The organism is Immundisolibacter sp. (assembly GCF_014359565.1).
Lineage (GTDB): Bacteria > Pseudomonadota > Gammaproteobacteria > Immundisolibacterales > Immundisolibacteraceae > Immundisolibacter.
The window spans coordinates 380,442-393,114 of the sequence record NZ_JACIZD010000001.1 but is presented as its reverse complement, the minus strand read 5'-3'; the positions used below and the strand labels follow the sequence as shown (position 1 = coordinate 393,114).

Below are 12,673 nucleotides of genomic sequence, written 5' to 3'. Positions count from 1 at the left end.
CTTCAGGGGGCGGGCAGGTCATAGCCCAGGGATTGAATCACGTCGCGGCTGGCCGGGGTTTTCAGGTAATCGAGGAAGGCCTGCGCCGCCGGATTGGCGCGGGCACGCGTGACCAGGATGGCGTCCTGCTTCAGCGGCGGGTACATCTCCTGCGGCACCGTCCAGTGGCTGCCCGGCTTGGGGCCGGCAATGACGGCGGACAAGGCGACGAAGCCGGCCTCGGCGGCGCCGCTGGCGACCATCGAATAGACCTGCCCGATGTCCTCGCCGCGCACGACCTTGTCCTGCACAGCCGCCCACAAACCCAGTTTTTCGAGCACCTGCTGGGCCGCGGCGCCATAAGGCGCGACGGCCGGATTGGCGATGGCCAGATGGCGAAAGCTGCCGGCGCGCAAGTAGGCCACGCCATCGGCACCGATGGCCTGCGGGTCCGGGCTCCACAGCGCCAGCCGGCCGATGGCGTAGGTGAAGCGCGAGGCCGGCACGCCCAGGCCGCTTTTCGCCAGCACGTCCGGGCGCTCGACATCGGCGGACAGCAGCACGTCGAAGGGCGCGCCCTGCTGAATCTGCGTCACCAGCTTGCCGGACGAGCCCAGCACCACGGTCAGCTGGTGGCCGCTGGCCTGCTCGAAGGCCGGCTCGATGCGCGCCATGGCGGCGGCGAAGTTGGCGGCGACGGCGGCCACCACCTCCTGCGCGCGGGACGCTGGCGCGACCAGCAGCAACGCGGTTGCAAGCGCCAGGACTCGGTTAACAAAACGATTCTTCATGACGATTCTCCTTGCGGCAGGGCGACTGAACAGGCTTCAGAAATCCACGTGCAGGCGTGCGCCCCAGACGGAGGGCTCGTCGCCGTTGGCCGGGTTGCCGGGTCTGTCCAGCGTCAGCACGTCGATGTGGTTCAGCATCAGGCGGATGTTGGAGGTCAGGTACCAGTTGATGGCCAGCGTCAGGTTGCGCTCGCGCCCACCGACCACGCCCCTGTCGCTCAGATCGACTTCGCTCAGGCGCGCCGCCAGTTCCCAGGCGCCGATGCCGCCCAGCCCGACGCTGCCCAGGGGCTGCACGCGGTCGAACACACCTTCGGCCACCTTGTAGGGCCGGCGCTCGCCGGTCAGCAACCAGGCGGTCTGCACGTACCAGCCCGAGAAGTCCGGATCGGTCGCAGCTCCTTTGCGGTCCAGCGACATGCGCATGTATTCGGACTGCAGCGTGACCGGTCCCCACATGCCCGCCAGCTCGGCGCCGCCGGCAAGAAAGCTGTTGGTGTTGGCCAGGACACCGGTATCGACCAGCTGCACGCTGGTGATGTTGGACTCCGGCTTGGTGCGCCAGCGCAGCGCGTTGGTGGAGTCGTTCGGATCGTCGCGGCGCACGGCTGCGCCCAGGTGAATGACAGCGTTCGGTGTCAGCAGCGGCGCGAAGGTGGCGCGCGCCGCGACTTCCCAGCCCTCGTCACCTTCGTTCGACACATCGCCTTCGGGCTTTTCGCCGAACACGCCGCCGGCCAGGCTCCATTGGGTGCCGGCCGTGCGCAGCTCGGCCCCGACCGCACGCCCCGGGGTCAGGATGTCGTTGACGCCGCGTTCGAGAAACAGCGTGGTGTTGTCGCTGGTGAGCTGTTCCATGCCGAACGGCTCCTTGAAATTGCCGACCGTCAGCAGCGCCGGCGCAAAGCCCTTGTAGCGCAGCCAGGCATCGGTAATGCCGCGGGTACGGGTGTTGCTGCTGTTGTTGTCGGCGAACTCGTACTCGAACAGGTAATCGAAATCGCGCGCCAGCGTGCCGCGGACGTACATCCGTGCCCGCCGAAAATCCGTGCCATCGCCCAGCGGCTGTTTGTCGGCGTTGTAGTGGGCGTAATCGACGTCCAGCCGACCGCCGGCCTGGAACGAAAAATCGCCACTCGGCGACTGCAGCTTGAGGCTCTTGCCGTCGGTGACCGGCCGTATCCAGGTGTCGGCCTCGACGCGCTGGCGCGCGGTGCGCTCCGCGTCCAGTTCGGACTGGAGCTTCCCGACCAGGCTTTCGAGTTGGTCCAGGCGCCGTTGCATGGCCGCAAGGTCGGCCGGCGGCGTGTCGGCGGCGTATGCGGTGTCCAGGGCCAAACCGGTACAGATGGCGACCGTAATTGCTCTGCGAAGCATGGAGTTCTCCCTGTGCGTTGTGCTTTAAATCAGGTGGCGGACCACCGCGGCAGCCGCTCAGGCATTGACGCCCAGGATCACGCTGCCGGCCTTGAACACCGCGCAGGCCGGATCGCCTTCGCGCAATCCCAGGCTGTCCAGGCTGTCGTTGGTGATGATGGCGCTGACCGCAGTGCCGCCCGGCAGGTCGATCACCACGTCGGCATTGACGCTGCCGCGGGTGATGCGCGACACCGTGCCGCACAGCCGGTTGCGGGCCGACAGCTTGATGTGCGGATCCGGCGTGGTCAGCAGCACCGAGGGTGCCTTCACCAGCGCCCAGACCTCGCTGCCGGGCGCGAGCTGGAGTTCCGACAGGCTCTCCATGGTGATCATGGCGACCAGACGGTCGTGCTCGTTCAGGGTGATCGTCACCTCGGCGTTTACCGAACCGACGCGGATGCCGGTCACGGTGCCGAAGAACTGGTTGCGGGCGCTGGTTTTCACGGCCAATCTCCTGATGAGTTGATAGGTGTCTGCCTGTTCGAGCTGCGCCTGCAGCCCGATCAGGAAGCGTCGCTGGTGTTCGTGAACCAGCCGGTGGGTGCGCACCAGCCGTTCACCGGCCGGGGTCAATCGGGTGCCGCCGCCGGCACTGCCGCCGCTTTGCGTCACCAGCAGGGCTTCGCCGGCCAGGTTGCGCAGCGCATCGACGGCGTTCCAGGCGGCGCGGTAGCTCATGCCCATGGCCTTGGCCGCTTGACTGATGGAGCCGGTGGCGCCGATCCGCTCCAGCAGCCGGATGCGCCGATCCTCCAGCGGGCCTTGGCCGTCGGGGCCGAGTTCGACCGAGCCTTTGACTTCCCAGCGCGCTTGCGGGGTCATGTGTCCTCCGGATGCGTTTTGCATCGGTATGCATAACGGGTGGCGAAGCAACCTCGACGTGCATTCATCAAAATCCGGGCCAACTCAGGGGAAAATATATAAAAACTATATTTTTCCGTTGGTTGTATTAATCATTCTTGGATTCAACGGGCGTCTTGATGCCTGCCGCTGTACGGTTTGTGGCAGACGCGACATTCCGTTTGTGGCGAAGTCTTGAGGCGAAATGTCCGGCGTTGCCGGATCTGCGCCGGGCGTCGCGTTGAGTACCAACGACTATAACGAATGGCCAAAAAAAGGCCCGGCCGCAACGCGGCCGGGCCAGATTCGTCGTCAGCCCTGGAACAGACCCAGCGGCCCTTCCTCCAGGTTGATCACCACGCTCTTGGTCAGCGTGTAGTGGTTCAGGATGTCGAAACAGAACTCCCGCCCGAAGCCGCTTTGCTTGTAGCCGCCCAGCGGCATGCCGGGCTTGAGGTTGAAGTAGCGGTTCACCCAGACGGTGCCGGTCTGCATGGCACGCGAGATGCGATGCGCGCGGGTCAGGTTGCGCGTCCACAGACCGCCGGCCAGCCCGTAGCTGCTGTCGTTGGCCAGGCGCAACACCTCGTCGTCGTCCTTCCAGGTAATGGCGCAGGTGACCGGGCCGAAGATTTCCTCCTGGGCGACGCGCATGCTGTTGTCGACGTCGACCAGGATGGTCGGCTCGATGAAGTTGCCCTCATCCAGCCCCGGGCCGCTGGCGCGCTTGCCGCCACGGTACACCTTGGCACCTTCCTGCATGCCGATGTCGATGTAGGACAGCACCTTGTCGCGCTGCATCACGGAGGCCTGAGCCCCGATCTGCGTGGCCGGATCGGTGGGGTCGCCCTGCTTGACGGTGTCCAGCGTGCGGGCCAGTTTTTCCAGGAACTCGTCGCGGATGCGCTCGTGCAGCATCAGGCGCGTGCCGGCGATGCAGACCTCGCCCTTGTTGAAGATGGTCGACAGGGCCGCCGCTTCCACCGCGGCGTCGATGTCGGCGTCGTCACACACGATGTGCGCCGACTTGCCGCCCAGTTCCAGGGTCTGCGGAATCACGTTGGTGGCGGCATAGCCCATGATGCGGCGGGCGGTGGCGATGGAACCGGTGAAGGCCACCTTGCGCACCAGCGGATGGGAAACCAGCGCCTCGCCAACGTCGGCACCGTAGCCGGTGACCACGTTCACCACGCCCGGTGGCAGCACGTCGGCCACTTCGCGGAAGAACTCCAGCACCGACAGGCAGACCGTCTCGGCCGGCTTGAGCACGATCGTGTTGCCGGCCGCCAGCGCGGGGGCAATCTTGGTCGCCATCATCACCAGCGGTACGTTCCAGGGGATGATCTGCGCGACCACGCCGTAGGGTTCGCGGTGCACGATGCCGATCGCATCCGGGTAATCCAGCGACTGACCATGCAGGTGGAAGGCCGCGCCGGCGAACAGTTCGAACTGACTGATGGTGGTCGGCAGGTCGAAATGCAGCGCCTCGCGAATCGGCTTGCCGTTGTTGAGCGTCTCGAGCAGGGCGAAATCCTGCATCCGCGCCTTCAGGCGCCGGGCCAGCTCGAGCAGCAGTTCCTGGCGCTGACCCGGCGTGCTGTGGCCCCAGGTGGTGAATGCGCTGGCGGCGGCCTGCACCGCCCGCTCGACATCCACGGCATTGCCGGCCTGAATGCGCGACAGGCGCTGACCGGTGGCCGGATTGAGCAGGTCGATGGTCTTGCCGCTGTCGCCCTCCACCCACTCGCCGCCGATGAAATGCCCGTACTGGGCCTGGTAAAGCCCGGTAGGGTGCGACTGTTCCAAGGGTTTGTTCATCTGGACATCCTGACTCGAACTGAGGAATGGTTTTCAACGGGAGTTGCCGGCGAGCAGCTCTGCAATACTTATCGTTATTTCCTACCAACTATAACGTTCGGACGCGTGCGGTACAACGAACGCAGCACCCGTCAGCGCACTGGGGGCGCGTCTGCGGCAGCTGCGCCTGCCTCACGCAAGCGGGCCGCGCAATCGCTGTCCTGTGCCAGCCCCGGGTCGATGAACGCCAGCATGGCAGCCACCGGTGTCAGCACCGCCCCCAGCGCCAAGGCCGCCGCACCACGCGCCGCGAGGCCTTTGGACTCGATGCCCACTGCCGGCCGCCGCAGCGGACCGCTCAGCGTCACTGGCGTCTGGCCGGACAGCAGGCTTGCATCTTTCGAGTGCGTCTGCAGCTTCAGATCAAGGCGTTCCGTGGCCAGATCGACCCCACCCCCGGCGATGACCAGCGAGTCTTCCGTATCGATCAGCATGCTTTTGATGCGCAGCTGCCCGTCCTGCAATGCCAGTGCCCCGGCGGCGCAGCGAATGTCGACCGGCTTGTCCTTCCCGATCAACACGCCCAGTGCCTCCGCCACGTCCAGGCCGACCAGCTCCACGGCCAGGTGGCTCATGCGCCCCCCGTTCATGGCGAGCCCCATGCGTCCATTGGCATGGGCTGCGAAATCGCGGACCGAGTTGCCGCGTCCGGCCATACTGGCCCGGCCGTCGAGTGTGCCGGCGAGCGCGGGAACACCATCGATCTGGGGCGTCAGCTGGTCCATGAGCACCTTGCTGAGCCGCACGTCAAGATCGGTGGCGGCCGGATCCCGCGTACCGTCCAGGGTCAGCCACAGCTCCAGGTTACCCTGTGGAAAGCTGAAACTCGCCGGCGACAGGCGCAGCACGCCATCCTTCAGCTGCACCTCCACGCGCACGTCCTTGAGCGGCACGGTGCGCGCATCGACGCTCGCGGCGAGGTAGCGCACGTCGGCGTCCATCGCGCGCAGCCGATCGGCGTGCAACGGCGCATCGGGAAGCAAGCGTCCTTCCTGTGCAAGCTGCGTCGCCTGGACCTTCTGCTCGAGCGATGCGGTCTCGCCATTGCCCGTGGCGGGCGGCGCGCCCAGCAAGGAGCCGAGATCGTCGAAATCGAGCCGCTGGGAGCGCAGGTCCGCCGTCATGCGCACCCGCGGCCCGCCGGTGTCGAAACGCATGCTGCCCGCCAGGTCGCTGTCGCCGATCTTCCCGCTGAGGTCATCGAAGCGAACTGCATTGCCCGCATGGCGCAGTTGGCCGCTAACCGAATACGGCGGCGAATTGGGCAGGACCACACCGAGCAATCCGTATAACTCCGCGGTGTCAGGACCGCTCACCGTGAGGCGGGCATCCAGGGTTTGCGCGGCGTCCGTGCCGACGGAGCCCTTGAGCGTGATGCGGGTATCGCCGGCGCGCACATCCAGGGCCACGGGGTAGCGTGTGCCGCGTTCGGCCAGCGCAAACAGCGAGCCACCGCGCGCTGTCAGGCGGAACGGCTGGCCGTTGTATCGCCCTTCGGCAGTTACCCGAAGTTGCTGCCCCAGCGGCGCGTCGAGGCGGTTGGAAGAGCTTACGGCGGCCTGCAGGTTCAGGCCGCGGATCGCATCTTCCAGCTCCACCTGGCCGTCGCGGATCACCAGCTCGCGGATGCGCGGCGGATTGTTACCGTCGCCGCCCTCCTCACTGCCAAGCTGCCAGCTGGTCTTGCCATCAGCACGGCGCAGCAGCGCCACCTGCGGCTGGTCGAGCATCAGGCGAGGCAACACCACGCGCCCGCGCAGAAGCTGCGGCAGCCGCAGGCTCAGGTCGAGCTCCCGCATGCGCAACATCGGACGCTTCGGATCGACCCACGGCGGATTGCCCAGCTCCAGGTCACGGGCAGTCACGCGCAGCGTAAGGCCCAGGTCCACGTCCAGATCGCCATGTATCGCGAACGGCCGCCCGGTGCGGGCCGTGACCACCGTGGCAATCGGCCCTCGCAAGACGTTCCAGCCGAGTATCTGCAGTGCACCCACGGCAAGCGCCACAACCGCGGCGATTGCCAACAACACTCCCCCTGTCCAGCGTAGCGTGCGCGCCATGTCCAGCTCCGATACCCCGGCTGCATGGCATTGGACTCCGTCAGCCGGGGGGCATTGCACCGCGCCTTACAGGCTTGTGCAGCCAGGGATGCAGGCGAATGCTTTGCTGGCGCTGGTCGGTGGCAAGCCGGCGATAGCCCAGACGGCACCCGTGTTTCGTTGCGTTCCGGTCAACCGCGACCCAGGAGGCGCAGCTCATCGGCCTTTTGGCGTCATCGTGATCCGGTTCAACCAGAGTCACAGGGCGCGAGCCTGTCCGCGAGGCGGACCAGGCCATCGTGCAAACCGGCCGAGGCCTGCGCCTCCAGGGCCCTGTAGGCGGCCAGCACCTCCGCGCCCAGCGGCGTCAGTGCCGCACCGCCGCCATGGGCGCCGCCGCGGCTCGTGCTCACCAGTGCGGCGGCAAAATCGCGGTTGAGGCCATCCACCAACTGCCAGGCGCGTTTGTAGCTCATGCCGATACGTCGCCCGGCGGCAGCGATCGAGCCGGTCTCGGCGATGCCCTGCAGCAACGCGGCCTTGCCCGGACCGAACGATATGCCAGCGGCCAGATCGAGCCGCAGACGCAGGCGCGGCACACCGGCATCCGCCACGCCCTCAGCCTCCTTCGACCCGCAGCGTGAAACCGGCTGCGGCCAGGAACTGCGCCTCCTGCGCCAGGTCGGCGCCGGTCAGCGGATGGCGCTCCAGCCAACCGGGCGGGAAGTCGATGGTCAGCGTGTTGCCCGCCGCATGCAGCGTGAACCGGGGCAGGCGCAGCGCCGCGCGGCTGCGATGCAGCGCCACCACCAGCCGCAGCAGGACCGCCTGGCGGGTCAGGGACCGGCGCGTGTCGTCGGCCAGCGTGGCGAATTCCGTGAGCGCGAACTTGCGCCGGTGCACGCGCACCAGCAGTGCCAGCTGGTGCTGTTCCTGGCGCGAGAAACCGGCCAGGTCGGCATGCTCCAGGATATAGGCGCCGTGCTTGTGGTACTGGGCATGGGCCACGTCGAGGCCGATTTCGTGCAGCTGCGCGGCCCAGGTCAGCAGGCGTGCGTGGTGCGGATCGGTCAGCTCCCAGGCCGCGCCGACCATGCCCAGGCAGCGCTGCAGGGTGCGCGCCACGCGCCGGGCGTGCGCGCCGTCCACGTGGTAACGGCGCGCCAGCTGCGCCACGGTGAGATCACGGATGTCGGCATTGTGGATGCGGCCGAGCTGGTCGTAGAGCAGACCCTGGCGCAACGCACCGTCGGAGATTTCAAGCTGCGCGAGGCCCAGCCCCTCGAACAGCGCCGTCACGATGGCCAGCCCGCCCATGAACACCGGCAGCCGATCGGCCCGCACCTGCAGCTGCGACAGCTTCTCCACGCGGCCGAGTTTGAGCACGCGCTTGCGCAGCTGCCGCAGCCCGGACGCGGTGATACCACCATTGGCCAGGCCGGCCACGCGCAGCGCATCGGCCACCGCCACCATGCTGCCGGAGGCGCCGATGGCCCGCTCCCAGCCCAGCGCACGGTAGTCGGAAATGATCGGTTCGAGCTCGACCAGAGCCGCCAGTTCGGCGTCGCGCAGGCGGGCGGCGGTAATGCGCCCGTCACCGAAGAACCGCTGGCTGTGCGACACGCAGCCCAGGTACAGACTCTCCAGCCGCAACGGCTGGTAATGGCGGCCGATGATCATCTCGGTGCTGCCGCCGCCGATGTCGATCACCAGCTGCTGACGCCCGTCGTCCGGAATGCTGTGGGCGACGCCCAGGTAAATCAGCCGCGCCTCCTCGACGCCCGAGACGACCTCGATCGGATGTCCCAGCGCCCGCTGCGCCTCGGCCAGAAAGCGCTCGCTGTTGGCGGCCAGGCGCAGGGCATTGGTGCCCACCGCGCGCACCGCGCCTGCCGGCAGCCGGCGCAGGCGCTCGCCGAAGCGGCGCAGGCAGGCCAGCGCATCGGCGCAGATCGCCGGCGTCAGATTGCCGTCCCCATCCAGGCCCGCGCCCAGGCGTATCGGCTCGCGCAGGCGGTCGATCACCTGCAGTTCGCTGCCCGTGACGCGCGCCACCATCAGGTGGAAGCTGTTCGAGCCCAGATCGACCGCGGCGATGGTGTCGAACGCGGCGACGAGTGCCGGAGCTTGCGCGGGCGGCGTAATGGCCATGGCAGGCGTATTCATCGGTTCTCGGTAGCCTCAGCGGCGCGCCATGCGGGCCAGGTGCTCGGGCCCCAGCAGCCAGCGCAGCTGGGCTGCTCCGGGGCGCAACGGACCACGAAATTCGAGCAGGCAGGCGCCCGCCCGTTCGAAGTTAAAAAACCGTCCTGCCTCGCCGGTCAGCATGTGACACACCCAGTAACTCAGATCGTCCTCGTGGCCGACCAGTGCCACCGCGTCGGCCTGCCCGACCAGCCACGGCGCCAAATCGTCGAGCCCGCCCGGGGCCAGGGTAGCGGTTTCCTGCGTCGGTACTGCGAACACCTCCGCCAGCAAGGCGGCCGTTTCGCGGGCCCGGCGCAGCGGGCTGTGTGCGATCAGGTCGAGATCCGGCACCAGCGCCTGCAGCGCGCCGCGCACCTGACGCAGCAGGCTGACGCCGGCCGCGCTCAGCGGGCGGTCGGCATCCGGCAGACCGGACTCGGCGGGGGCATGGCGTATGACCAGGCAGCGCACAGCGACTCGGGCGTGGTGAGGGCGTGTCTTCGTATTATCGCCGCCAATTCCGTAGATGGCTTTTCCGACCGTGCCGTGGGCGTTTCACACGCGAGAGAGTCCGCCCGGCCTGCCGAGACCACACCCGAAAAACCGCGTTCGCCTCCGGACGGGCGGTTCGTCATGGCGTTCTGGACGGTGGCCACGTCGGAACCCTGGCAATCCGGTCGCGCGCTATCCCACACGCCGACCTGACGGGCCCCAGATAATCGATATCTTGAATGCGAATCGTTCTTGTTGTGATATAGACTCCCTCCCGCCCTGGCACCTTGGCCACGGCGTCAACACACGAGGGAGGGACCATGAAAGGTCGAAATTGCGCGCGTGGCGCGCTCGCTGCCGCACTGCTGGGCGGCGCGGTGACATCCACGGCGCACGGCGCCACGTCGATCGACGCCATCGAACAGACGCTGGCGCAACTGCAGGCGCAGCTGGCTGCGGCGCAGCAGGAAATCGCCACGCTGAAGGCCGAAAACCAGCAGATCAAGCAGCAGGTGGCCGCCACCGGCGAGGCCGTGGCACAGGCCGAACAGGAAGCCGCCGCGCGCGGCCCGTCCTGGGCCGAGAAGACCAGCCTGGGCGCCTACGGCGAGATGCACTGGAACAGCCTGCAGAGCAAGGACGAGATCGACTTTCACCGCTTCGTGCTGTTCCTGGGGCACGAGTTCGACGCCCGCACGCGACTGTTTGCCGAAGTCGAGCTCGAACACTCGATCGCCGGCGAGGGCCAGAAAGGCGAGATCGAGCTCGAACAGGCGTATATCGAGCGCGACCTGACCGACAGCCAGCATGCACAGGTCGGCCTGTTTCTGTTGCCGCTGGGCATCCTGAACGAGCACCACGAGCCGGACACGTTCTACGGCGTGGAACGCAACCCGGTCGAGACCGAAATCATTCCCACCTCCTGGTGGGAGGGCGGAGTCGGCCTGCACGGCGAACTGGCGCCCGGCTGGGGCTATAACGTCGCGGCGCATTCCGGGCTGAAAACGCCGGTTACCGGCAGCAACGCGCTGCGCCTGCGCAGCGGCCGCCAGAAAGTGGCCAATGCAGTGGCGGAAGACCCCGCCATGACCGCCCGCATCCGCTACCAGGGCATTCCCGGTCTGGAGCTGGCGCTGTCGGGGCAGTACCAGGACGACCTGACGCAGGGCGAAGGCGCACGCGCCCGTGCCTTCCTGTGGGAGACGCACGCCGTGCTGCAGCGCGGACCGTTCGGACTGCGGGCGCTGTACGCCGGCTGGGACATCGGCGGCGATCAGGCGCAGGCGCTTGGCCGCGACGAACAGAACGGCTGGTATGTGGAGCCGTCCTGGCGCGTGAACGACCAATGGGGTGTGTTCGCGCGTTACAACCGCTGGGACACTGCCGCCGGCGACGGTGCCGACAGTGCGTTCAAGCAAATCGACGTCGGTGTGAACTACTGGCTGTCGGAGCAGGTGGTGCTCAAGCTCGATTACATGGACAAGAACGGTCCGACCTCGAGCCTGGACGATCACGGCGTGAACGCCGGCGTCGGTTTCTCGTTCTGAGGCTTGCGGCGTGTGGTGCAGCGTGCAGCCGCACCACACGCCGCCGGCTCACTCGGTCAGCAGCGCCTCGCCGCGCCACAGGTCGTCCAGCGTCTCGCGGGCGCGGATCAGGTGCATCCGGTCGCCATCGACCATCACCTCGGCCGGTCGCGGCCGGGTGTTGTAGTTGCTGCTCATCGCAAAGCCGTAGGCGCCGGCGTCGCGCAGCGCCAGCAGATCGCCCTCGGCCAGCGCCAGCGTGCGTGCGTGGGCCAGGAAATCGCCGCTCTCGCACACCGGCCCGACCAGCTCCCACACCCTGGCCTCGCCGCCGGCCTCGCGCAGCGGCAACACCGCGTGATGCGCGTCGTACAAGGCCGGGCGCAGCAGGTCGTTCATGGCCGCATCGACGATGGCGAAGTTGCGCTGCGCGCCGGGTTTCAGATATTCGACCCGTGTCAGCAGCACGCCGGCCGGGCCGACGATGGAGCGGCCCGGTTCGATCGAGATCCCCACCCCGCTGCCGGCAAACGGCGCACTGATGGCGGCGACGTAATCAGCTGTGCTGGGCACGGTCTCGTCGCGATAGGCGATGCCGAGTCCCCCGCCCAGGTCCACCTGGTCGATGGCAATGCCTTCGGCCAGCAGCGCCTCGCGCAGCGCCGCGATGCGCCCGGCGGCCTCGCGCAGCGGAGCCAGGTCCGTCAACTGCGAGCCGATGTGACAGGCAATCCCATGCACGCGCAGGCCGGGCAGGCTGGCGGCGCATCGGTACAGCGCCAGCGCATCGCCGGCCGGGATGCCGAACTTGTTTTCTTTGAGTCCGGTCGAGATGTACGGATGGGTGCCGGCGTCGACGTCCGGATTCACGCGCAGCGCGACCGGTGCCTGCATGCCCAGATCGAGCGCCACCCGGTTCAGGCGTTCCAGCTCAGCTGCCGATTCCACGTTGAAGCAGCCAATGCCGGCCGCGAGCGCCTGGCGCAGTTCCGCGGCGCTCTTGCCGACACCGGAGAACACCACCCGATCGGCCTTGCCCCCGGCGCGCAGCACGCGCGCCAGCTCGCCGCCCGACACCACGTCGAAGCCGGCGCCCAGACGCGCCAGCACGTTCAATACGGCGAGGTTGGAATTGGCCTTGACGGCATAGCAGACCCGGTGCGGCCGGTCGCCGAACGCGGCATCGTAGGCGCGGTAGGCCGCCTCGATGGCGGCCCGCGAGTAGACGTAACAGGGCGTGCCGAAACGCTGCGCCACGGCCTCCAGCGCGACGCGCTCCAGGTGCAGCGCGCCGTCGCGGTACTGCAAGGGGCTCACGGTGCCGGCTGGGCGGGCGGGTTCGATTCGGCGGCCGGCGGCGCGGCGGGCGCCTCCGGCGGCGGCATGTACAGCGGCCCGGTCTGGCCACAGCCGGACAACAGCAGCAGCAGACCCACGGCGGCAAACGCCCGGCCGGGGCGACGGAACATGCGGTACACGGGAGGCTCCTTCAGGCAGGACGCGGCGGAACGATCGGGAGCCGGCGAGATGTTGCCGAAAGGCT

General features: G+C 67.8%; 11 protein-coding genes. 1 reads left to right on the top strand and 10 read right to left on the bottom strand.

What is annotated here, in order from left to right; all coding sequences use genetic code 11:
- Positions 1-2: 2 nt before the first annotated feature.
- From modA to H5U26_RS01860, 8 genes are all read right to left on the bottom strand, one after another.
- Positions 3-770, bottom strand: coding sequence for a molybdate ABC transporter substrate-binding protein (gene modA, locus H5U26_RS01895; protein WP_290616085.1), 768 nt, complete (start codon positions 768-770; stop codon positions 3-5).
- Between the two features lie 36 nt (positions 771-806).
- Entirely contained in the window at positions 807-2,147 is a 1,341-nt protein-coding gene (locus H5U26_RS01890; RefSeq protein WP_290616083.1) for an OprO/OprP family phosphate-selective porin, read from the bottom strand.
- 57 nt (positions 2,148-2,204) lie between these two features.
- Positions 2,205-3,011: a TOBE domain-containing protein gene (locus H5U26_RS01885; protein ID WP_290616081.1), complete on the bottom strand. Its 807-nt coding sequence runs from the start codon at positions 3,009-3,011 to the stop codon at positions 2,205-2,207.
- Positions 3,012-3,341: 330 nt separating this feature from the next.
- Positions 3,342-4,847: an aldehyde dehydrogenase family protein gene (locus H5U26_RS01880; protein WP_290616079.1), complete on the bottom strand. Its 1,506-nt coding sequence runs from the start codon at positions 4,845-4,847 to the stop codon at positions 3,342-3,344.
- Between the two features lie 131 nt (positions 4,848-4,978).
- Positions 4,979-6,946, bottom strand: a complete 1,968-nt coding sequence (locus H5U26_RS01875; RefSeq protein WP_290616077.1) for an AsmA family protein — start codon at positions 6,944-6,946, stop codon at positions 4,979-4,981.
- 227 nt (positions 6,947-7,173) lie between these two features.
- On the bottom strand, positions 7,174-7,539 hold the full coding sequence (locus tag H5U26_RS01870) for a LysR family transcriptional regulator (protein WP_290616075.1): 366 nt from the start codon (positions 7,537-7,539) through the stop codon (positions 7,174-7,176).
- Between the two features lie 4 nt (positions 7,540-7,543).
- Positions 7,544-9,091 (bottom strand): Ppx/GppA phosphatase family protein, encoded by a 1,548-nt coding sequence (locus tag H5U26_RS01865; protein ID WP_290616073.1) that lies wholly within the window; start codon positions 9,089-9,091, stop codon positions 7,544-7,546.
- Between the two features lie 15 nt (positions 9,092-9,106).
- Positions 9,107-9,583 carry a histidine phosphatase family protein gene (locus tag H5U26_RS01860; RefSeq protein ID WP_290616071.1) on the bottom strand — a complete coding sequence of 159 codons (477 nt, stop codon included), beginning with the start codon at positions 9,581-9,583 and terminating at the stop codon, positions 9,107-9,109.
- A gap of 341 nt (positions 9,584-9,924) precedes the next feature.
- Here H5U26_RS01860 and H5U26_RS01855 point away from each other — a divergent pair, with 341 nt between their 5' ends.
- Positions 9,925-11,151 (top strand): porin, encoded by a 1,227-nt coding sequence (locus H5U26_RS01855; protein ID WP_290616069.1) that lies wholly within the window; start codon positions 9,925-9,927, stop codon positions 11,149-11,151.
- A 48-nt stretch (positions 11,152-11,199) separates the two neighbouring features.
- Here the strand turns inward: H5U26_RS01855 and lysA are convergent, their stop codons facing one another.
- Positions 11,200-12,447: a diaminopimelate decarboxylase gene (lysA, locus tag H5U26_RS01850; RefSeq protein WP_290616067.1), complete on the bottom strand. Its 1,248-nt coding sequence runs from the start codon at positions 12,445-12,447 to the stop codon at positions 11,200-11,202.
- Complete coding sequence (locus H5U26_RS01845) at positions 12,444-12,599, bottom strand: lipoprotein (protein WP_290616837.1); 156 nt, start codon at positions 12,597-12,599, stop codon at positions 12,444-12,446. The genes lysA and H5U26_RS01845 overlap by 4 nt, the downstream gene beginning before the upstream one ends.
- Positions 12,600-12,673: the final 74 nt, after the last annotated feature.

What these genes read in the sequence shown, in the direction of transcription:
- modA (WP_290616085.1), bottom strand. Translation starts at nt 770, where the DNA reads ATGAAGAATCGTTTTGTTAACCGAGTCCTGGCGCTTGCAACCGCGTTG.
- H5U26_RS01890 (WP_290616083.1), bottom strand. Translation starts at nt 2,147, where the DNA reads ATGCTTCGCAGAGCAATTACGGTCGCCATCTGTACCGGTTTGGCCCTG.
- H5U26_RS01885 (WP_290616081.1), bottom strand. Translation starts at nt 3,011, where the DNA reads ATGACCCCGCAAGCGCGCTGGGAAGTCAAAGGCTCGGTCGAACTCGGC.
- H5U26_RS01880 (WP_290616079.1), bottom strand. Translation starts at nt 4,847, where the DNA reads ATGAACAAACCCTTGGAACAGTCGCACCCTACCGGGCTTTACCAGGCC.
- H5U26_RS01875 (WP_290616077.1), bottom strand. Translation starts at nt 6,946, where the DNA reads ATGGCGCGCACGCTACGCTGGACAGGGGGAGTGTTGTTGGCAATCGCC.
- H5U26_RS01865 (WP_290616073.1), bottom strand. Translation starts at nt 9,091, where the DNA reads ATGAATACGCCTGCCATGGCCATTACGCCGCCCGCGCAAGCTCCGGCA.
- H5U26_RS01855 (WP_290616069.1), top strand. Translation starts at nt 9,925, where the DNA reads ATGAAAGGTCGAAATTGCGCGCGTGGCGCGCTCGCTGCCGCACTGCTG.
- H5U26_RS01845 (WP_290616837.1), bottom strand. Translation starts at nt 12,599, where the DNA reads ATGTTCCGTCGCCCCGGCCGGGCGTTTGCCGCCGTGGGTCTGCTGCTG.